Annotated in this window: 16 protein-coding genes; 9 read left to right on the forward strand and 7 right to left on the reverse strand. The window is 47.9% G+C overall.

Annotated features, from left to right (window positions below; all coding sequences use genetic code 11):
• Positions 1-87: 87 nt before the first annotated feature.
• The 7 genes from ACOMHB_RS20770 to yaaA all read left to right on the forward strand — a co-directional run bounded on the left by ACOMHB_RS20770 (position 88) and on the right by yaaA (position 8900).
• Positions 88-1932 (forward strand): extracellular solute-binding protein, encoded by a 1845-nt coding sequence (locus tag ACOMHB_RS20770; protein WP_448218044.1) that lies wholly within the window; start codon positions 88-90, stop codon positions 1930-1932.
• A 379-nt stretch (positions 1933-2311) separates the two neighbouring features.
• Positions 2312-3232, forward strand: coding sequence for an aspartate carbamoyltransferase (pyrB, locus tag ACOMHB_RS20775; RefSeq protein ID WP_448218045.1), 921 nt, complete (start codon positions 2312-2314; stop codon positions 3230-3232).
• A gap of 14 nt (positions 3233-3246) precedes the next feature.
• Positions 3247-3702: an aspartate carbamoyltransferase regulatory subunit gene (pyrI, locus tag ACOMHB_RS20780; RefSeq protein WP_422135020.1), complete on the forward strand. Its 456-nt coding sequence runs from the start codon at positions 3247-3249 to the stop codon at positions 3700-3702.
• Between the two features lie 283 nt (positions 3703-3985).
• Entirely contained in the window at positions 3986-4300 is a 315-nt protein-coding gene (locus ACOMHB_RS20785) for a hypothetical protein (protein ID WP_448218046.1), read from the forward strand.
• 502 nt (positions 4301-4802) lie between these two features.
• Positions 4803-5990: an ATP-dependent RNA helicase RhlB gene (rhlB, locus tag ACOMHB_RS20790; protein ID WP_448218659.1), complete on the forward strand. Its 1188-nt coding sequence runs from the start codon at positions 4803-4805 to the stop codon at positions 5988-5990.
• 294 nt (positions 5991-6284) lie between these two features.
• On the forward strand, positions 6285-7688 hold the full coding sequence (locus tag ACOMHB_RS20795; RefSeq protein WP_422135022.1) for a PhoH family protein: 1404 nt from the start codon (positions 6285-6287) through the stop codon (positions 7686-7688).
• Between the two features lie 438 nt (positions 7689-8126).
• Positions 8127-8900 carry a peroxide stress protein YaaA gene (gene yaaA, locus ACOMHB_RS20800; RefSeq protein ID WP_448218047.1) on the forward strand — a complete coding sequence of 258 codons (774 nt, stop codon included), beginning with the start codon at positions 8127-8129 and terminating at the stop codon, positions 8898-8900.
• 74 nt (positions 8901-8974) lie between these two features.
• Here yaaA and ACOMHB_RS20805 read toward each other — a convergent pair whose 3' ends face one another.
• The 5 genes from ACOMHB_RS20805 to ACOMHB_RS20825 all read right to left on the reverse strand — a co-directional run bounded on the left by ACOMHB_RS20805 (position 8975) and on the right by ACOMHB_RS20825 (position 13982).
• On the reverse strand, positions 8975-9667 hold the full coding sequence (locus ACOMHB_RS20805) for an MlaA family lipoprotein (RefSeq protein WP_448218048.1): 693 nt from the start codon (positions 9665-9667) through the stop codon (positions 8975-8977).
• Between the two features lie 79 nt (positions 9668-9746).
• Positions 9747-11153 carry a hypothetical protein gene (locus tag ACOMHB_RS20810; RefSeq protein WP_448218049.1) on the reverse strand — a complete coding sequence of 469 codons (1407 nt, stop codon included), beginning with the start codon at positions 11151-11153 and terminating at the stop codon, positions 9747-9749.
• A gap of 7 nt (positions 11154-11160) precedes the next feature.
• On the reverse strand, positions 11161-11733 hold the full coding sequence (locus tag ACOMHB_RS20815; RefSeq protein WP_448218050.1) for a hypothetical protein: 573 nt from the start codon (positions 11731-11733) through the stop codon (positions 11161-11163).
• 78 nt (positions 11734-11811) lie between these two features.
• Positions 11812-13110 (reverse strand): OmpP1/FadL family transporter, encoded by a 1299-nt coding sequence (locus ACOMHB_RS20820; RefSeq protein WP_448218051.1) that lies wholly within the window; start codon positions 13108-13110, stop codon positions 11812-11814.
• 155 nt (positions 13111-13265) lie between these two features.
• On the reverse strand, positions 13266-13982 hold the full coding sequence (locus tag ACOMHB_RS20825) for a trimeric intracellular cation channel family protein (protein ID WP_422135028.1): 717 nt from the start codon (positions 13980-13982) through the stop codon (positions 13266-13268).
• A gap of 571 nt (positions 13983-14553) precedes the next feature.
• Here ACOMHB_RS20825 and ACOMHB_RS20830 point away from each other — a divergent pair.
• Positions 14554-15849 (forward strand): OmpP1/FadL family transporter, encoded by a 1296-nt coding sequence (locus ACOMHB_RS20830; RefSeq protein WP_448218052.1) that lies wholly within the window; start codon positions 14554-14556, stop codon positions 15847-15849.
• A 537-nt stretch (positions 15850-16386) separates the two neighbouring features.
• Entirely contained in the window at positions 16387-17694 is a 1308-nt protein-coding gene (locus ACOMHB_RS20835) for an OmpP1/FadL family transporter (RefSeq protein ID WP_448218053.1), read from the forward strand.
• Positions 17695-17786: 92 nt separating this feature from the next.
• Here the strand turns inward: ACOMHB_RS20835 and ACOMHB_RS20840 are convergent, their stop codons facing one another.
• Entirely contained in the window at positions 17787-18548 is a 762-nt protein-coding gene (locus tag ACOMHB_RS20840) for an amino acid ABC transporter ATP-binding protein (RefSeq protein WP_410493919.1), read from the reverse strand.
• 39 nt (positions 18549-18587) lie between these two features.
• Entirely contained in the window at positions 18588-19676 is a 1089-nt protein-coding gene (locus ACOMHB_RS20845; protein ID WP_422138746.1) for an amino acid ABC transporter permease, read from the reverse strand.
• Between the last annotated feature and the right edge of the window lie 9 nt (positions 19677-19685).

Below are 19685 nucleotides of genomic sequence, written 5' to 3' on the forward strand. Positions count from 1 at the left end.
AGGAAAGTGCAGAGCAGCTGAGCTATAGTTCTCCCAAACGTTCTTACCCCGTGAATCCACCTCGACACAAAAAAGGCTGAAGATATTGTGAGCAGAGTTGTTTCCAGCAACCATTTATACAAGATTTATGGCTCCAGAATCAGAATAATAAAAAGCCTTCTCTTCAGTCTCTGCCTGACAAGCTCTCTGTCGGCCCAATGTCAGGTACATATTCAAAAGTCCTTTACCCTGATCGGTACCCACAAATATCCGGACAGCTTTACTCATTTTGCTTACACAAACCCCAATGCACCTAAAGGTGGTGTCCTGAGACTGGCCAGGACAGGATCATTCGATACCCTGAACCCGTTTAACGGCAAAGGAACTGTTCCCGATTACGTTTACCACACCTACGGCTCATTAATGACCCGGTCAGCCGACGAACCCCACTCGCTTTATCCCTTTCTGGCCGAAGCCATCGAATACCCTGACGACTTCAGCTGGGTCGCCTTTCATATCAACCCGGCAGCAAAGTTCAGCGACAACCACCCTCTCACTTCAAAAGATGTTGTATTTACCTTTGAATTATTCAAAAAGGAAGGCTCACCCTTTTTGAAGAACCTTTATAAAGACGTAGTCAGAGTTGAAAAAACGTCACCCTACCGAGTCGTTTTTTATCTGGACAAACCCGGCAGAAAACAGCTTGCCCTGCTGGCTTATCTGTGCGTACTTCCGCATCATTACTGGCACACCAGAAACTTTCAGGACAAACACCTGGACAGCCCGGTGACCAGTGGCCCCCTGAAGATCAAGCAGGTCAGATTAGGTCAAAACATCACTTTTGAGCGAGTCCGGAATTACTGGGCAGTCAATCTTCCGAGCCAGAAGGGGAGATACAATTTTGACGAAATCAGGGTGGACTATTATCGTGACCATCAGGCTGTAACCGAAGGTTTCAGAGCGGGGCTTTACGATGTTCATCAGGAGACAGACACTCAAAAGTGGCATCGGTCATTCAGTTTCCCGGCGGTAAAGGAAGGTCGCGTGCTGAAACAAGACATTGCCATACTCTATCCACCTGGCATGAGTGCCCTGGCCTTTAACCTTCGCAGGGATAAGTTCAAAAGCCCGGCTCTTCGTCAGGCTTTAATCATGGCCTTCGATTTCGAATGGATTAACAGAACTCTGATGAATTGTGATTTTCAGCGTACCAGGAGTTTTTTCTCCAACTCGCCTCTTGCAGCCAATGGCTTGCCTACGGAAGAAGAACTCAAGCTGCTGGAACCGTTTCAGGAGCAGTTACCCGATGAACTTTTCAAGCAAGCTGTCAGTGTCCCTGTTTCAGACGGAAGCGGTAACAACAGGGAGAATGTCAGAAAAGCTCTGGCGCTCTTTAAAAAAGCAGGATACCGGCTGGAAAACGGTCGAATGATAGAAACAGAATCAGGCAGACCTCTCACTCTCAGCCTCCTGACCGAGGACCCTAAACAGGAGCGTCTATTACTTTCTTATCGCAAAAGTCTTGCTGACCTTGGCATAACATTGAATATAAATACGCTCGACAAAAGCCTGTTCCGAAAAAGAGTCAGGGCTTTCGATTTCGAACTGGTGGACTGGTATTTCTGGCAATCCACTTACCCGGGCAACGAGCTTTATCACATGTGGAGCAGCAGAGTCGTAATGGAAAAACACAGTGGTAACATTGTCGGCATCACCAACCCGGTCATTGACCACTTGCTGGCCGCAGCTACAAAAGCGGACAGTTACGAAAAACTGACACCCATTATCAGGGCTATGGACCGGGTGCTGATGTGGGGTCATTATGTCATTCCCAAATGGCATACTCAAAAGACTCACCTGGCCTACTGGCATTATCTTGATCATCCACCACAAGACCAGCTTTACTGGCTCGACCTGAATAACTGGTGGTACAGACCAAACCAGAGTCTATAGCCAAACAGAAAAACACTGCCAACATGTTCTTGATTTGGGGGTTGGCATCGGTAGAATACGTGGCAACTTGCTTAAGAAGGCTTGCCTGAAAACAGGAGCTTCTTTAACTTAGGTTTAATGGTGCTTTAATGCATAGAGGCTGTTAAAGCTGAAACGTATACTGTTACGGACACACGCTAATGACATCCGAAACTGGCTGTTATGCTTCAGACTCACTTCTGAGCTGGATGCCAGGCGACATCAACAGTGATCCGTTTTTCAGAAAAAAAAGCCCCTTTATCAGGGGCTTTTTTTTGGCTTGTGCTGTCCATATAGCTCCAAAGGCTATTTGGCACCAGCGCCCAACTCTACACCCTTACTCAGGAACAGGTAATTCTTGATGGAAAACCAGCTCTATCTGAGGGACATCATTTCCATAGCAGACCTGAATCGTTCAGACCTTGAACAAATTCTGAAGACTGCCGCCCAGCTTAAAACAAAGCCACGTCCTGATCTGTTGAAGGGCAAGGTGATCGCCAGTTGCTTCTTCGAGGCTTCTACCCGCACCCGTCTCTCATTCGAAACCGCTGTTCAGAGGCTGGGAGGAACCCTGATTGGTTTCTCTGACAGCAGTAACACTTCTGCCAGAAAAGGTGAAACACTGGCCGACTCAGTCAAAATCATCAGCTCCTATACCGATGCCTGCATCATGCGTCACCCTCAGGAAGGCGCAGCACGACTAGCCTCTGAATTCGCTAATGTCCCCATCATCAATGGCGGTGACGGTGCCAACCAGCACCCGACACAGACATTGCTGGACCTGTTCAGCATTAAAGAATGTCAGGGGACGCTGGACGAACTGACCATTACCTTTGTCGGTGACCTTAAATACGGCAGAACCGTTCATTCGTTGGTTCAGGCTATGTCACTGTTTGGTGCCAAATTTAACTTTATCGCACCCGATGCCCTTTCAATGCCCGATTACCTGCTTGAAGAGCTGGACGAAAAAGGCATTCACTACCGCAAAACCGAGACTATTGAAGAGGTGGTACCAGAGTCTGACATTATTTATATGACTCGGGTTCAAAAAGAGCGCTTTGATGAAACTGAATACATGCACATGGCCTCTAAATATATTCTGGGTGTCGAAAGTCTGAAGGGAGCCAGAGACAACCTGAAAATTCTTCACCCCCTGCCACGGGTCGACGAGATAGAAATGGCTGTCGATAGCACACCTCATGCCTACTATTTTCAGCAGGCCGAAAATGGGGTCTATGCCCGTCAGGCGCTCCTGGCTCTGGTTTTGAACGAAAGTATCTGAAGGGAGACACAGCAATGACCAACAAGCTTCAGGTTGAAGCCATTCGCAAAGGCACCGTCATTGACCATATCCCCGCAGGTCAGGGTGTTAAAATTCTGGATCGCCTGCAATTGCTGGACTCCAATGTCAGTATTACCGTGGGCTTTAACCTGCCCAGCAAGGCTCAGGGTCGCAAAGATATTATTAAAGTGACTGGCCTGAAGTTCACTGAACAAGAAGCCAGTCAGCTGGCCCTGTTCGCACAGGGAGCCACCATCAATGTCATCGACGAATACCAGGTCGTTGATAAATTCAAAATGACAGTTCCCGAGACGCTCAGAGGCGCTTTTCCTTGCCCTAACTCAAACTGCATCACTCACAATGAGCCTGTGAGCAGCTATTTCTACCTGCGGGAAAAAGACGACGATATTCGACTGAAGTGTCACTATTGCGAGAAGTCATTCAGCAAGGATATTGTTTCCGAGCTCTGACTATTGACAAGGAATCTCTCTCTGGTTTTTTGTGAATTATTGGGGGATTACCTGTCAATTCGATAAGTCTGCCCTGCCACGACAGAACTTCCGATTATCATTTGTTCCGCTATTGCGGGCGGCTCATGAGGAACCATTTCCCCAAGACTTATGTCTAATGGTTGCATGAGAGAAAATTGCGTATCTTTAGAATTGTTCTTCATGAAAAGAGGTCATCCGGCCACCATTAGCGGATTTTCATGGGTAAAAGAGCATACAAATCCCAACATTGAGGTGTTGTCCTATGGAAATAGCGCCAGTGCAATACATTATGAACATACTGACTCAGGGTCATGAGAAAGGCCCGGAGACCGAGACCGAAACGCTGGCTGCCAAAATCCAGAAGTTCGCCGAAGAAGTGAGCTTTTTTTTCAAGGGACGTCCCCTAAAACCCATGCCTGATCAACCTCTGATGTTAATACTCTATAAATCGAAGCTCCGCAGAAAAAACAGAAAAATCAGCAAAAAAGGTAAGCTGGACAGACTCTTCATGCGTAAAAGAAAGCACGAAGAGCAGGACAGCCCGGATTATAGCGACGTGGATGAGCAATCATTTTAGCAATCACCCGCCAGATACCTTAGAATCCCTCTGGAATGCCGCAGCCTTGCAAATCCAGTTTCCTGCGGCGCGTTGCTGCTGAGTAGGTAACTGACAATTAACAGCCAGTTACCTGAAGGCCTCTTTCTCTTTCTGTTTGCCCGACTCTTTAACACCAGGGCGGAGATACCCGTCATCAGCAGATTCAATCCCCGGTTCCGAGACACTCTCAGGACACGGCAGCCCAACGCTGCAGACCGGGATACCGATATCGTATTGGAACGAGATTAAAGCATTGAGCGGTTTACTAGGTCTTTTCAGAAAGAAAAAAGCACCTTCATCCGGTGGACAAAAGCCTTCACCGGCACCAAAAAACCCTTCTTCCAAGCCCCGGAGCGGGAAGAAAAACAGCAAAGCTGTCGGAGCCCAATCCAGAAACCCCAAGACTCAGAACACTGCTCGACGTAGCCACTCTCACAGCTCTCATCGCTCAGCCAACAAGAGTTCCGAGCCTTCCTGGCATATCAGCCAGTTTCAGGTAGAGCCAGAGCAGGGTAAAACCCGCTTTCATGACTTTGATCTGCCTGATCAACTGATGCGAGCCATTCAGGAACTGGGCTACAAGTACTGCACCCCCATTCAGGCAGAAGTACTGGGCAGCACGCTGGCTGGAAGAGACGCTATTGGTAAAGCTCAAACCGGCACGGGTAAAACAGCCGCCTTTCTTGTCAGCACCATCAAACAACTGATCGATATCCCACCACCGGATCAACGCTACCTCGGTGAACCCCGTGCCGTCATCATTGCCCCTACACGGGAACTGGCATTACAGATTGGTCAGGATGCTGAAGCCCTGACCAAATACCTGCCCCTGAATGTGCTGACGGTTGTTGGTGGAATGGATTATGAGAAGCAGCGCAGCCGCATGAGTAATGGCTTCATCGATATATTGGTGGCTACGCCTGGCCGACTTCTGGATTACTGCGAACGTAAAGACCTGCATCTGGACCTGACCGAAACACTGGTCATTGACGAAGCCGACCGAATGCTGGATATGGGCTTCATTCCTCAGGTTCGTCGCATTATCCGAATGACACCCCGTCCTGGCGATCGCCAGACCCTGCTGTTTTCAGCCACCTTCACGGATGAGGTACTAAGACTCGGTGCACAGTGGACCTGGAAGCCTGTGAAAGTTGAAATCGAACCAGAAAGCGTTGCCACAGAGACCGTCGATCAGAAGGTTTACATTGTCACCAATGAACAGAAAGTTCCTCTTTTGATCAACCTGATCAATCAAAACAACCTGGAGCGGGTGATTGTGTTCACCAATCGTCGGGATGAAACCCGTCGGCTGACCGAGAAGCTACAAAAGAAAGGCCTAAAAGCTGATCAAATTTCCGGTGAAGTACCTCAGAAGAAGCGCCTCAAGACGATGGATAACTTCAAAAATGGCAGGCTGACCGTTCTGGTGGCTACCGATGTTGCGGGCCGTGGTATTCACATTGACGGAATAAGTCATGTGATCAACTACAACCTGCCTGAAGACCCGGAAGATTATGTCCACCGCATTGGCCGGACAGGCCGGGCTGGAGCCAGTGGTACCAGCATCAGCTTTGCCTGTGAAGAAGACTCTTTCCTGATCCCCGACCTGGAAGAAATGCTGGGTGCAAAGCTCAACCTGGAATACCCACCCGGAGATCTGTTGAAATAATCATTAACGTGCTACTCACCACCAGCGAGTGTTCGATAGAAGGTTCGCTGGCGAATGCCTCTCGACACTCTAAAAAGCGATGTAAGCAGAAAAGTTCAGGACAGTTTCTGGACGAAGCATCTGGCAGGAATAAGAATGTAATCCTCTAAGTTTAGAATCAAAGCTCACTCATTAAAACAATAAAATCAGTATTTAAATTTTTTTAATCCTATCTGAAATTTAAACTTGCCGACTTGCTTCTTTTCGATAAAAATCAAATATGAGAGACCCAAAAAAAGGACGAGGAAGCTGCCTATGGGAAACGCCTTGGAAGCCAGGCCGATCATCTCAACCCAAACAACCACCTACATTCTCGACAGCAATGTTCTGATACACGACCCTAACTCAATCCTCAACTTTGAAGAGCATCAAGTGCTCATTCCCATGACCGTTCTGGAGGAACTGGACAAGCTTAAGAACGGAAAGCAAACCATCGCTGCTGACTGCCGACAGGCCATCAGACTGATTGACCAGATACTGGGTACTGCCTCACCCTCGGAGATCGAAGCAGGCGTTCCTATCAGACGTGGTAATAAATCAGAGCCTCAGGGTACTCTCTCAATCCTGAGCTCTCATTATGTAGAGAACATTACCACACTGCCCACCAGCAATAACGATAACCGCATCATCAACGATATCTGTCATTTTCAGGAAACCCACCCGGGTGCACCGGTTGTTCTGGTGACTAAAGATATCAATATGCGTCTGAAAGCCAGGGGATGCGGAATTCCAACGGAGGATTACCACAGCGATCAACTGGTTTCAGATATTGGTTTGCTCAGTAAAGGTTACCGACTGTTCGAAGGCAACTTCTGGGACCGCGTTTCCCAGGTTCAGACAGAGCAGCTGGAGGGTATTACCTACCATCGACTGTTGAAAGAAGAACTTGGTGACGATATCTATCTGAACCAGTTTTTCCTGGACGACACTGGATTTGTAGCCCGGGTGAACGCCATCACTCCGGACGAAGTCCAGTTGCAGCACTTCTGTCGTGAAGCACTAATGAGTCAGGAAGCCTGGGGGCTCCAGCCTCTCGATATTCATCAGGCCATAGCCCTGAATCTTTTAATGGACCCCGATATTCACCTGGTCAACCTGACCGGTGCTGCGGGCTCAGGTAAAACCATTCTGGCTCTGGCCGCCGCAATAGAGATGACAGTCGCCACCAAACAGTTCCGTCGAATCATAGCGACCCGCTCAACCCGGGGGCTGGATGAAGACATTGGCTTCCTGCCGGGCACGGAAGCTGAGAAAATGGAGCCCTGGCTGGGTGCCATTACTGACAACCTCGAAGCCCTGCACTACGACGATGAATCCACCAACAGCAGTGTGGACTACATTCTCAAGCAGGTCCCTCTCCATTTCAAATCCCTGAACTATATCAGGGGACGAAGTTTTCAGCAGAGCCTGATCATCATTGATGAATGTCAGAACCTGACACCGCACCAGATAAAAACCATTATCACCCGTGCGGGTTCAGGCAGTAAGGTCATCTGCCTGGGCAACCTGGCCCAGATTGATACCCCTTACCTGGCACCGACCAGTTCAGGACTGACTTACATGACTGAACGATTTAAAAACTTTCCACACGGTGGCGCAGTCCAGTTACAGGGGGTCCCACGCTCGCCGCTGGCCGCATACGCTGAAGAAAACCTTTAATTTTCACTGACCTCAGAGAGATAGCCAGACTTGATCGTCTGGCTATCAAAAATTGAGAACCATGAATCATCAACCTCTCCTTGAAGCCCTATCCTCCTGATTAAGACCTGCCTCAACCGCACAACTAAACACCTTAGTCTGACCGGTCTATCAACATAATAGAGATAATTCACTACCAAACACCTCCTCCCTCTACTAGGATGTGTTCCATAGTGCTAAAGCTGAACACTTCAGCTTGTTATACCAATCGTATTTTCTAACTCCCGCAATGAGCATGGAGATTTGAGCCTTAAGACAAGGCGGCGTGAGGAGTCATAGCCTTAGCTATGGCGACGATCGCCAACGCAGGATTAAGGCTCAAATCTTCAGCGCAATAGGGAGTTAGAAAGTTCGATTGGTATTAGGGGTAGAACCGGAATTCAGAAGGAAGAAAAAACCATGCTTTTTGTCGTGTCACCTGCCAAAACCCTGGACTATGACACCGCTGTGGTGACGAAAAAGTTCAGTCAGCCAGAATTTCTGGACCAATCCCAGAACCTGATTGATCAACTGCGTGAGCTGAGTCCGGCGGATATCAGCAGCCTGATGAGCATCAGCGATAAACTGTCACAGCTGAATGCTGCCCGTTACCAGGCCTGGCAACAGCCTTTTACCCAGGAAAATGCCAAACAGGCAGTCCTGGCCTTTAAAGGTGATGTTTACACGGGGCTTGATGCTGAGACCATGAATGCCAAACAGTTTGATTATGCCCAGAAACACCTGCGCATTCTCTCAGGACTCTACGGTCTGTTGAAACCTCTCGACCTGATGCAGGCATACCGTCTGGAGATGGGCACCAAATTTGCCAATAATGCCGGAAAAGACCTTTATGCATTCTGGGGCGAACAGATCACCGACAAACTGAACGAAGAAATGGCCGCTCAAAAAGATGATATTCTGGTTAACCTGGCCTCCAATGAATACTTCAAGGCCGTTAAGCCCAAACTTTTGAAAGGTCAGATCATCACCCCGGTCTTCAAGGATTGGAAAGGTGACAAATACAAAATCATCAGCTTCTACGCTAAAAAAGCCAGGGGCCTGATGTGTCGTTACGCCATTGATAACAACCTGAAAAAAGTCGATGACCTGAAAGGTTTTGATTACGAGGGCTACAGCTACAACGAAGCCATGTCGAATGAAAAGGAATGGGTGTTTATTCGCAAAGAAGCCTGAGTTATTTTCTTCCAGCTCCGACATTGCCTGCGAGCTGGAAGACACCTCCCTTCTATTGCAGACACATTGGAGCTTTATTTGTTAACGCCCACTTCCAACTCCCGCCTTTTGGTATACAAAAAGCGAATAATGTCGTAGCTGAAGGGCGAGCTGAAGTCATCGTAGCTCATGGGAACGGTATAGCGATAGTTAATTCCATAGATGGCAAACAGGTCAGGCTGGGAAAACACCTGTGAAGGCACCCCGAGAAAATCAATATAATCTTCTGCGACCAGATCAACGACCAGACCACTCACATCCCTCAAACTGAATGGACCAACGACCGGAACCACCAGATAAGGTCCGGCTCCCACCCCATATTTTGCCAGTGTATTGCCAAACTCATTGCGTTGATGGGGCAACCCCATACTCTCGGCAGGATCAAAAAAGCCAAAAATACCCAGAGTAGTGTTGATGAATAACCGACCGACCGACTTAACGGCTCGCTCACCTTCAAACTGAAGCAGGTTGTTCATAAGGGTGGAAACTTCTTTCAGATTCTGAAAAAAATGGGCTATTCCGATCCGAACAAAAAACGGGGTCACCGTTTCATAAAGCTGCATGACGGGCTCAAGAAAATAGCGATCCAACTGCCGGTTAAAAGCAAACACCTCGCGATTAAAGGGCTCCAGTGGATCATAGACATCCATAAACGACATTGAATTCATATTGTGATGCCAGTCTTCCAATAACTGATCATCGGAGTCTCTGTACTTCAAAGTATCCATAGGATCTGAATAAGGAATACTCGGATCAGCCGGGAGATTGCAGACTGTTAGAGAAAACAACAGGAGCAGGAGTCCGGCTCTAAGCATCGGGAAAGCCCTTACCTTTGATAAAGCTGAGCATATCCTCCACGTTTTGTGGATACTTCAGATTGCCCATATGCCCACCCCGAGGGTAAATTTTTATTCGCCCATCGAAGGTATCATAAAGAAAGTCGAGCCCTTTCTTGTCAATAATAAAGTCATCCACATTGTGCATCACACCTATATGCCGGGCTTTCTTCAACCACGACTTAAGGCGAGGCAAACCGTTCTGCTCAAATATAAGAGTACGCTGCGCAGCGAGGGATTTTTTCTGATCAAAGTAGATTCCCTTCTGCTTCTCTTCATAAGGAATCAGTACCTTATCTATATAGCATTCAAAGCTGCAAAACATAGCCCGCTTAAAATAAGGAGTTCGGCTATCACTCAGGGTGAATTTGAAAAACCTGGGAATCAGGCTGATGTTCCAGGTCATGACAGCAGAAGTGAAATACAGGGACGCTACTACCAACCTGAAATTGACGCCTATCAGCAGTGCCAGCTCTTCCCTGCTCAGGGCATAAGCGCTTTTTGCCACCTGAACCAACATGGATTCATCGATATCAATACTTTTATGCGTCCGAAAATAAGCAGCCAGCTTGTCAAAGAAATGATTAAAAAGCGTTTTTGCATTATCAACGCCCCGCACGTCGACCAGCAGTAAGCGATCAAGACTATTGACGGTGCGCCGCAGGTCAACAGGAGGATTCACTAACAGCACACGATTAAAGCCAAAGGCGTTCTTTTCGCTGTCTATTCTGGCAATATAAGCAGCGTTGAGCGCACCAAGGCTGTAACCTGTCAGATACCAGCCTTTAATCTGAATTTTTTTAAAGGAGCGAACCCGCCTGACAGACGCTTTCATCAGACGATAGAGATCTTCTGAATCCTGCTGCGTCAGACCGGGTCGATGGGATCGGGAGCCGGAAACAACAAAGTCGTAGCTGGTGGGAGATGAGATCTGAATAACATGAAAGCCCGCTTGATAGTAAACCTTTTTCAGGAACTCGACCTTGCTGGTATCGAAACGACCACCGGTGCCAGCAATAATAAAAATCAGTGGAGCAGGTTTCTCCTGCCAGGCCAACTTGAAACGGGGTTTGATCACATCCCAGAATATACCCGGTGCACCCTTAACGGTTTCGTCAGCCAATCCTAAAATCGCCTCGCGGACAATACCTTGCCGAAGCTTCACCTGTTGCCCGGGCGGGGTGCCAACGACGGTCGCCAGGAATGGGTCCTTAATAGGAAAGCCATAAGCCCACAGAGTGCCCTGATAGAGAAGAAGCACTAATAACGGAAGCTTTTTCAGGATGGAGGTTAAACGACCACGGCCTTTCGAAAAACATTTTGCCCACGCCACAGTGTCCATGAGTACTACCGGACAAAATGCCTTTCTTTTACTCATATCAGTACTACTGAGTATTTTCCGGTGATGAAATCAACAGGTAAACTGTCCAGTCATGGGTAAACAGTCCGCCGGTGCTGACTTTTTCCAGAGAACCCCTGACCTGCCCATTGAAGGAATACTGAATTTTTTCGCCCTTGTTGTCAGGCAATGCCAACTGCTTTTGCGCCCAACTCTTCGGCAGACATTGACCAATGACGCGGTTGGCTTCATCAAAAGCCTGAGCCGCAGTCTGTTCATCAGGCAGAACACGACTGCATACATAGCTGTAACGATTCGACCACTGCCAGACCTCGCAGCCACCGTTCAGTGGTTGATAGTCTGTCTGCCATATGGTGATTTTGTTGTAGAAAGAAGGTTGTTTACGTATGTCCGAAAAACCATTCTGGCTTTTGGTGAAAATATGCCCGAGATCCTGACAGATCTTGTCCTGATCAACAGTCGGCTTTTCGGTAATCACTTCATCTTTGTTGCTGGCTGGCTGGTCTGCATACCCCGAAACCGGAGCACCTCCTGTCGCCATTAGCGCGGACATCACAAGACTAATTTTAATCGTTTTTTTGTTAAAGACTGATTTCATCGACTTATTCCCTGGTTCTGAAAAACCTCTACCAAGACCTTGCCTGTAAAAACAGGCAAGGTCTCAGACTCAACAAGTCTAGAAAATATAATTCAATTGTGCAGCCACAATATTGGAGCTGTTTTTATAATCGCCTGTTATTGTGCCGTAGGAAGGATCAGGAGTAGTCCTTTGATCCGGAGTGTACTTGGATTCACTGATTTTGCCTTCTTTCAGACTCACATACGCATAGGAAATGTCTATGGAGATATTGGTATCAGGCCTCCAGTTTGCTCCCACAGTAAACCAGTTTCGGTCGGAATCCGGTGTACGCACAGTACGATTATCATCATCGACGGGAGACTCATCAAACATGTAGCCCGCCCTTAGCTTCCACTCTGGCAGTACTTGCCATGTAGCACCAAAACTCCATGCCCAGACATCTTTCCAGTTGATTGGGACGTAGCTGGACAGCATAGAATTATCCGCTCTGACATAAAATTCCTCGAACCGGCTCCAACGAGTCCAGGTGGCCTCTGCCATCAGAGTCCATTCATCGTTGAGCTCATGGGTCAGGCTCAGAGCTGCTTTCTCTGGCATAGTGATATCGAGCTTTGCATCCGATTTCATCTCATCAGGGCTCAAGCCCTCGATTTTTACATCTCCCTCAAGTTCAAAATCAAGTTCCGAGAAGTAGGCAAGGCCGACATAGGTTTTATCATAAACATTCCACAGTGCTCCCAGAGTCCAACCCAATGTTTTAGCATCGCCCTCAATCTTTGCTTTTGCAGCAGGCGCAAGGGGATTGACATTTTGAGTTAATTCTCCTTCCACATAGGAACCGATTAACCCAAAACCAACAGAAAAGTCCTCCTGGAATTTGTAGGAAAATGTTCCCTGCAAGTTGACAGTTTTAACACTGGTTTTATTACCAAAGTAACGACCCACCCAATCCTCGTCATAATCCAGCTCAATACCATTAGGGGCATACCCACTCAGCCCGAAGCTGATTTGCTCATTCAGTGGCATAACAAAATGCCCAAAAGGCACCCCGCTTGTTGACACGAAATCTTCCGTTTTGCCCTGAGCAAACACCGTTCCAGTAGGACCAGTAGGAATAGTATGCTGCCCCTCAAACTCACCTCCCTCAAGAATGATAGCGGAGCCCACTGAAACCTGAGTACCCTCAACATAAGCTATACCCGCCGGGTTATTGGCTGCAATGGAAGCATCCTGAGGGTTGGACGCTCTGCCCGCATAGGCTGTACCCATGTAGCTGGCTGAGTTTTCATTAATACCGTAACCTGCAGAGAAAGCACTACTGGAATGAAAGGAAACTGCCATGGCGGCAAGAAGAGGTGACAGAACAGCCAACCTCTGTCGTAAACACAAAGTCATCTTCAAACCTCATTGTGTGTGTTGTTCTGAAAGGTATAGACGCAGAAACGCTTCCATGCTTTTTTTTTAGAGGCATTAACGACGATTAGTAATCAAGAGATATTAAAAACACAGGAGCTCTGAGCAAATAGCTATATCTCAAAGCTCCTTTCAGGTCAGCGAGCGGTGGGAGGCAGGTCAAAACGGGGGAGAGATAATTTCTTGTAAAGAGCCAAAAGTCTGAGTAACAGAACCAGACCTGCAGACAGGAGTGTTGCCATATTGACTCCAATATAAGATTCCAATACAACAAAAAGAGCACCACCCGCCATAGCGGCAAAGGCGTAGACCTCTTTTTTTAGCACCAGCGGCACTTCACCAGAAAGCAGATCACGGATAGCCCCTCCACCACAACCGGTAAGTACCCCCATCATGACAGAGACAATAGCCGAAGCTCCGAAATCCAGAGCTTTGGTGACACCAATCACAGTAAATACAGCCAGACCCAGCGCATCAGAAAGCAACATCATATGATGGGTTTTCTGATGCCAGCGCCTTACCAGAATCGCCAGCAGGGTTGAGGCAAGAGTAACCAGAACATAATCATGATTTTGCACCCAGAAAACCGGCGTTGCTCCCAGAAGAACATCGCGAATCGTGCCACCCCCCACGGCAGTGGCAAACGCCAGAACCATTGCCCCAAAGATATCCATATCCTTGCGACAGGCCAGCCAGGCACCGCTGATGGCAAACACTGCAGTACCAAATAAATCCAGAATATAGAGCAGCATGAAAGAGAGAATGAATCCGATGAATGAATACCCAAAGTATACGTTCCAAATCGCATAGGCCACATCAGGGCGCTTACTTAATTCAACAGGAACTTTCGTCAAACTCCGAAGCCTTATGCAGGTTCAGATGACACCATGAGTGCCTGTCTTTCAGTTTATATAAAAAACATCTTAAGTATTCAACATGGCCCGATTACTGACGCCTACACAGCAATCAGAGACTCGATTGCCTATTTTTTTAAAATTTTTTTTCTTCTTTTCTCGATACTGTTCCGGATCTCAACCTTCAAGAAAAACCATTAAATATCATTAAGTTAGTAATAAAAAGCCGCACCAAAACATCTTAAATTCATTAAAATAAAAATCGAATACTATTCGAATTACAATTAACACCCAACCCTGTCTTGACTCGACACCTCTAAACAGAGATATTTCGTACTGTCGTTTCAAACGTCCATTGCAGAGCACGTTTAAAACGGCAACAAAAACTAATAATAAGCATAAATAGACCAGCGGTCTTTCGACCAGCGAACCGGAAAAGACTCAAAAAAGAGCAAACAAAGTTCGCAATCAGGCAGCCTCACATCACTTGTTAATCAAAAAGAAGTCATTTCTTTGTGGCTTTCTTTGTAACAAGCAGCCGCCTCAGGTCTTGCCACCGCCAGGAGTTATAATGAAAAGCCACACTCGTTCCTCGCATTTTTCTCTCTCTCCATTAGCTGTAGCCTCCTCCCTGGCTGTTGCACTTTCAGCAGGTCAGGCGGTAGCCGGTGGATTTGAAAAAGCGACGCTCTGGGATGCTGAATACACTGCACTGGCAGGTGCAGCGGTTTCTTCTGTCAGTGATTCCAGTGCCATATTCTTTAACCCGGCCGGTCTGGCTTTTGCGGAGTCTAATGATATTGCTCTGCACTTATCTCCAACCATTACCCAGACAAGCAGTCCTGCGGATGGTACAAACTTTACTGATGGTGAAAAAAACTTTTCCCCTGTTGGCGGCTTTACAGGTCTGTTTAAACTGGATGACAAGTTCACCATGGGTTACGGTATTTATGCTTCCGGTGGTGCGGCTGCCAGTTATGAGGATGTTAAGGTTGGCAGCTCTGCATCAGTCACAGCCGACTACTCTACTGACATCAAAATTATTGAAGCGGGTCTGGGGTTATCATACCGCATCGACAATAACTGGTCCGTTGGGGGTACATATCGCCTGACTTATGCTACTGCCGATATCAACTTGGCGTCAGCCCCCGATGCGTTTGGTGGTGCTCTTGGAGCTTCAGTGGGCTATAACGACCTGAGCGGCTTTAATACCTTCGGTGTTCGTCTGGGTGCCATGTACCGCTCTGATGACGACCGCTGGGGCTGGGGTATCAACTATCGTTCTAAAGTCGATATTGAAGCAGATGGTGATTATAACTACCGAGACGGTAGAGGCTCCGCCTCCATCGTTACAGGAGATGCCACTGCGGAAACAGCACTGCCCATGCTGATATCTACCGGTGTCGACTACCAAGTAGCCCCACACTGGACCCTGTTCGGTGAGATCACATACTCTAAGTACAGCGACATTGAAAAGATCGACTTTAGCTCTGACGATACCACTGTTGCGGTACCTGCAATCAACACCAACTGGGAAGACCAATACAACTACCGCGTTGCTGCCGAGTACACCGGAATCGAAAACTGGGCTCTCAGAGCCGGTTACATTTATACAACAGCTGTTGTACCCGAAGAATATGCTGCACCCACCTTCTCAAGCCCAGCCGATGCCCACAGCTTCACTCTGGGTGCAGGCACCAGCATTCTTGATGGACAAGTGGATCTGGACTTTGCTGCTGTATACGACACAGTTAAGAATGACGATGTAAAAGGGGGTGGTGACCTGACCAGCACTACTAAATCTTATGCTGGTAAGTATGAATCCAGCTCCTACTCCCTCCATGCTTCTGCAACTTACCGCTTCTAAGTCGGTTTGTTAGACGCATAATAGACAAGGCCGCTGATCTAAAGTCTGCGGCTTTGTTTTTTTCTTAGATCATTATTTACTCCCCTCAGCCCAATAGATGTTTACCCTCTCATAAATACAGTTAATGTATTAATCACTCGATCCGACCTCATTATCGTCTCTGGATGAATGTTCCCTACTAATCAAGGTGTATTGAATTAGTTGCAACCATAAATTGAATAATATTCGAATCATAATTAACAAGACGATTCAACTTGAATCAACAATCCAGAAATAGAGTTACTGCTTGCCATAGTTTCAAAAGCTTGTTTTGAAGCACTTTTAAAAGACTTTTTAATAGCTAATTATTTACAAAAAAATAACATTAATTTCGATTAAGAATAAATAAAATAGCCCTCGTTCGACCAGCGAACCAGCAAAAATCCACAAGAGCCACACGGTTCGCAATCAGGCAGATTGATGTCACTTGTTAATAAAAAGAAATCCTTTTTTAAAACAGGGAGCTGCCTGAGGTCTTGCCACCATTAAGGAGTAATAATGAAAAGCCCTACACGTTCCTCGCCTTTTTTCCTCGTTTCCACTCTCGCTGCTGCTGTTTCTGCAGGTCATGCGGTAGCCGGTGGTTTTGAGAAAGCGACGCTCTGGGATGCCGAATACAGTGCACTGGCAGGTGCAGCCGTTTCTTCTGTCGATGATTCCAGTGCCATCTTCTTCAACCCGGCCGGTATGGCTTTTGCGGAGTCCAATGATATTGCTCTGCATGTGTCTCCTACTTTTACTCAGGTAAATGGTCCTGCGGCTGGTGAGCCAAGTTTTATTGAAGGTGAAACCAATTTTTCCCCCGCAGGCGGCCTGACAGGTCTATACAAACTGAACGACAAGTTCACTATGGGTTATGGTGTTTATGCTTCTGGTGGTGCTGCAGCCAAGTATGAAGATGTAACGGTTGGCGATAGAATTGCTGGCGGTGCAGTAGCCAACCCAGTCACAGGCGACTACTCTACTGACATCAAAATTATTGAAGCGGGTCTGGGGTTATCTTATCGCATCAACAATAACTGGTCCGTTGGGGGTACATATCGCCTGACGTATGCCACTGCTGACATCAACCTGCTGGCTACCGAGAATATTGGCATTGGCAACGTTGGAGCTTCTGTTGGCTATAACGACATGAGCGGTTTTAACACCTTCGGTGTCCGTCTGGGAGCTATGTACCGCTCCGATGACAACCGCTGGGGCTGGGGTATCAACTACCGCTCTGAAGTTGATATTGAAGCGGATGGTGATTACAACTACCGAGACGGCACTGGCCCTGACTCAAACGGTACAGGTGATGCAACCGCAGAAACAGCATTACCCATGCAGATCTCTACTGGTATTGATTATCAGGTAGCTCCACACTGGACGCTGTTTGGTGAAGTCACATACTCTGAATACAGCAACAACGAACAGATCAAGTTTACCTCCGATGATGTCAGCGATCTGGCCGTACCCGCAATCAACACCAACTGGGAAGACCAGTACAACTACCGCATCGCAGCCGAGTACACCGGCATTGAGAACTGGGCCCTGAGAGCAGGTTATATTTATACAACAGCTGTTGTACCCGAAGAGTATGCTGCGCCTACCTTCTCTACTCCAGCCAATGCCCACAGCTTCACTCTGGGTGCCGGAACCAGCATTCTTGATGGACAGGTGGATCTGGACTTTGCGGCTGTCTACGACACCGTTGAGAATGACGATGTAAAAGGTGGTGGTCAACTAACTGAGGACACTACATCTTACAGTGGCAAGTATGAATCCAGCTCATACTCCCTCCATGCTTCTGCAACTTACCGTTTCTAAGCCGGTTTTTCAGTAGAAACATACAACAAGGCCGCTGATCAAAAGATTAGCGGCCTTGTTGTTTGGAATTCAAACTGAATTCCCTGCGGCAGTCAGTGATTAAGAATCTGCCCCAAAAACTCCCTGCTACGCTCAGACTTCGGATTATTAAAGAAGACTTCCGGTGTCGCCTCTTCCACGATTTGCCCCTGATCCATAAAGATCATACGATCCGCTACCGTTTTGGCAAAGCCCATTTCATGGGTCACGCAGAGCATGGTCATGCCTTCATTGGCCAGCTCGATCATGACGTCCAGTACTTCCTTGATCATTTCCGGGTCCAGTGCCGAAGTCGGCTCGTCAAACAACATGATTTCCGGGTTCATGCACAGGCTTCGGGCAATTGCCACACGCTGCTGCTGTCCTCCCGAGAGTTGTCCGGGATATTTATCCGCCTGATCGGGAATACGAACGCGCTCCAGGTATTCCATCGCTGTTTTTTCCGCTTCTTTTTTAGCGGTTTTTCTGACCCAGAGCGGCGCCAGCGTGCAGTTTTCAAGTACCGTCAGATGGGGGAACAGATTAAACTGCTGAAACACCATACCGACTTCACGACGGACCTTCTCTATATTTTTCAGGTCCCGGGTCAGCTCTGTGCCATCAACAATAATCTGGCCTTCCTGATGCTCTTCCAGCGCATTGATACAGCGAATCAACGTCGACTTACCCGAGCCGGAAGGCCCGCAGATCACGATCTTTTCGCCACGCACCACATCCAGATTAATATCTCTGAGGACATGAAAGCTGTCGTACCATTTGTTAACCCCATTCAACCTGATGACAGGACTTGCAGGGTCTTTAACTTCCCGGACCATCTTATCCATGAAGACCTCTCATTTTCATTATTCTTGAATTCAATTCTTTTCCAGGCGCTGGCTGTATTTGGACATACCAAAACAGAACAACCAGAACACAAATCCGGCAAACAGATAACCTTCTACGGCACTGCCCAGCCACTCGGGGTCATTCAGGGCCGCCTGAACAATCGAAAGCAGATCAAACAGACCAATCACCAATACCAGACTGGTGTCTTTGAACAGGGCAATAAAGGTATTCACAATGCCGGGAATCACCAGACGAACAGCCTGGGGCAGCACCACCAGCAACATACTCTGCCAGTAGCCCATTCCGAGACTCTGACAGGCTTCTACCTGGCCTCTTGGAATCGCCTGCAATCCACCCCGCACCACTTCTGCCATATAAGCTGACTGGAACATAACGATGCCAATCAGGGCCCGAACCAGTTTGTCGAAAACAATTTCTTCCGGAACAAACAGCGGCAGCATAACCGACGCCATAAACAGGACAGTAATCAGCGGAACGCCACGCCAAAGTTCAATATAGGCGGTACAGAAAGTTCTGATAACCGGCATGGAAGATCGTCTGCCAAGGGCCAGCAAAACGCCTACCGGTAGTGATGCCAACATGCCATAAAGCGCCAGCACCAGTGTCACCATCAAACCACCCCACTTGTGGGTTTCAACCTCGGGCAGACCGAAGTAGCCTCCGGACAGCACCAGCCAGGAGGTCACAGGCAACACCAGCAGTCCCACCCCCAATGCCAGCTTCTTGCCGGGTATGGCCGGAATCATCAGCCAACCCAGAATCAGTGCCAACTGCGCAAAAAACAAATTCACCCGCCAGATTTCACTCTCGGGATAGAAGCCGTAAATAAACTGATCCAGTCGTGCAGTAACAAAAGCCCAGCAGGCACCGTCGACATTACAGGCCGAGCGACTTTCGCCCGTCCAGGTGGCGTCCATGACCGCCCACTGCCAAAAGGGAGGAAGGATCAGATAGAGCCCGTAAATAATGGTCAGTGTCATCAGTGACTGTAAGGGCGTCGCAAACAGCTTCTCCCGCATCCAGCCTAAAACACCCCTCGAGTTGACCGGGGGCTCTCTTGCAGGAATCATTTTTTCTTCCATCTTCGTGCTCTTCATAAAGAGAGT

It is taken from the genome of Endozoicomonas sp. 2B-B (genome assembly GCF_053470045.1).

Coding starts and splice junctions, on each gene's coding strand:
- ACOMHB_RS20785 (WP_448218046.1), top strand. CDS start 3,986: ATGGAAATAGCGCCAGTGCAATACATTATGAACATACTGACTCAGGGT.
- ACOMHB_RS20810 (WP_448218049.1), bottom strand. CDS start 11,153: ATGAGTAAAAGAAAGGCATTTTGTCCGGTAGTACTCATGGACACTGTG.
- ACOMHB_RS20805 (WP_448218048.1), bottom strand. CDS start 9,667: ATGGATACTTTGAAGTACAGAGACTCCGATGATCAGTTATTGGAAGAC.
- ACOMHB_RS20795 (WP_422135022.1), top strand. CDS start 6,285: ATGGGAAACGCCTTGGAAGCCAGGCCGATCATCTCAACCCAAACAACC.
- ACOMHB_RS20815 (WP_448218050.1), bottom strand. CDS start 11,733: ATGAAATCAGTCTTTAACAAAAAAACGATTAAAATTAGTCTTGTGATG.
- pyrI (WP_422135020.1), top strand. CDS start 3,247: ATGACCAACAAGCTTCAGGTTGAAGCCATTCGCAAAGGCACCGTCATT.
- ACOMHB_RS20820 (WP_448218051.1), bottom strand. CDS start 13,110: ATGACTTTGTGTTTACGACAGAGGTTGGCTGTTCTGTCACCTCTTCTT.
- pyrB (WP_448218045.1), top strand. CDS start 2,312: ATGGAAAACCAGCTCTATCTGAGGGACATCATTTCCATAGCAGACCTG.
- yaaA (WP_448218047.1), top strand. CDS start 8,127: ATGCTTTTTGTCGTGTCACCTGCCAAAACCCTGGACTATGACACCGCT.
- ACOMHB_RS20835 (WP_448218053.1), top strand. CDS start 16,387: ATGAAAAGCCCTACACGTTCCTCGCCTTTTTTCCTCGTTTCCACTCTC.
- ACOMHB_RS20830 (WP_448218052.1), top strand. CDS start 14,554: ATGAAAAGCCACACTCGTTCCTCGCATTTTTCTCTCTCTCCATTAGCT.
- ACOMHB_RS20845 (WP_422138746.1), bottom strand. CDS start 19,676: ATGAAGAGCACGAAGATGGAAGAAAAAATGATTCCTGCAAGAGAGCCC.
- ACOMHB_RS20840 (WP_410493919.1), bottom strand. CDS start 18,548: ATGGTCCGGGAAGTTAAAGACCCTGCAAGTCCTGTCATCAGGTTGAAT.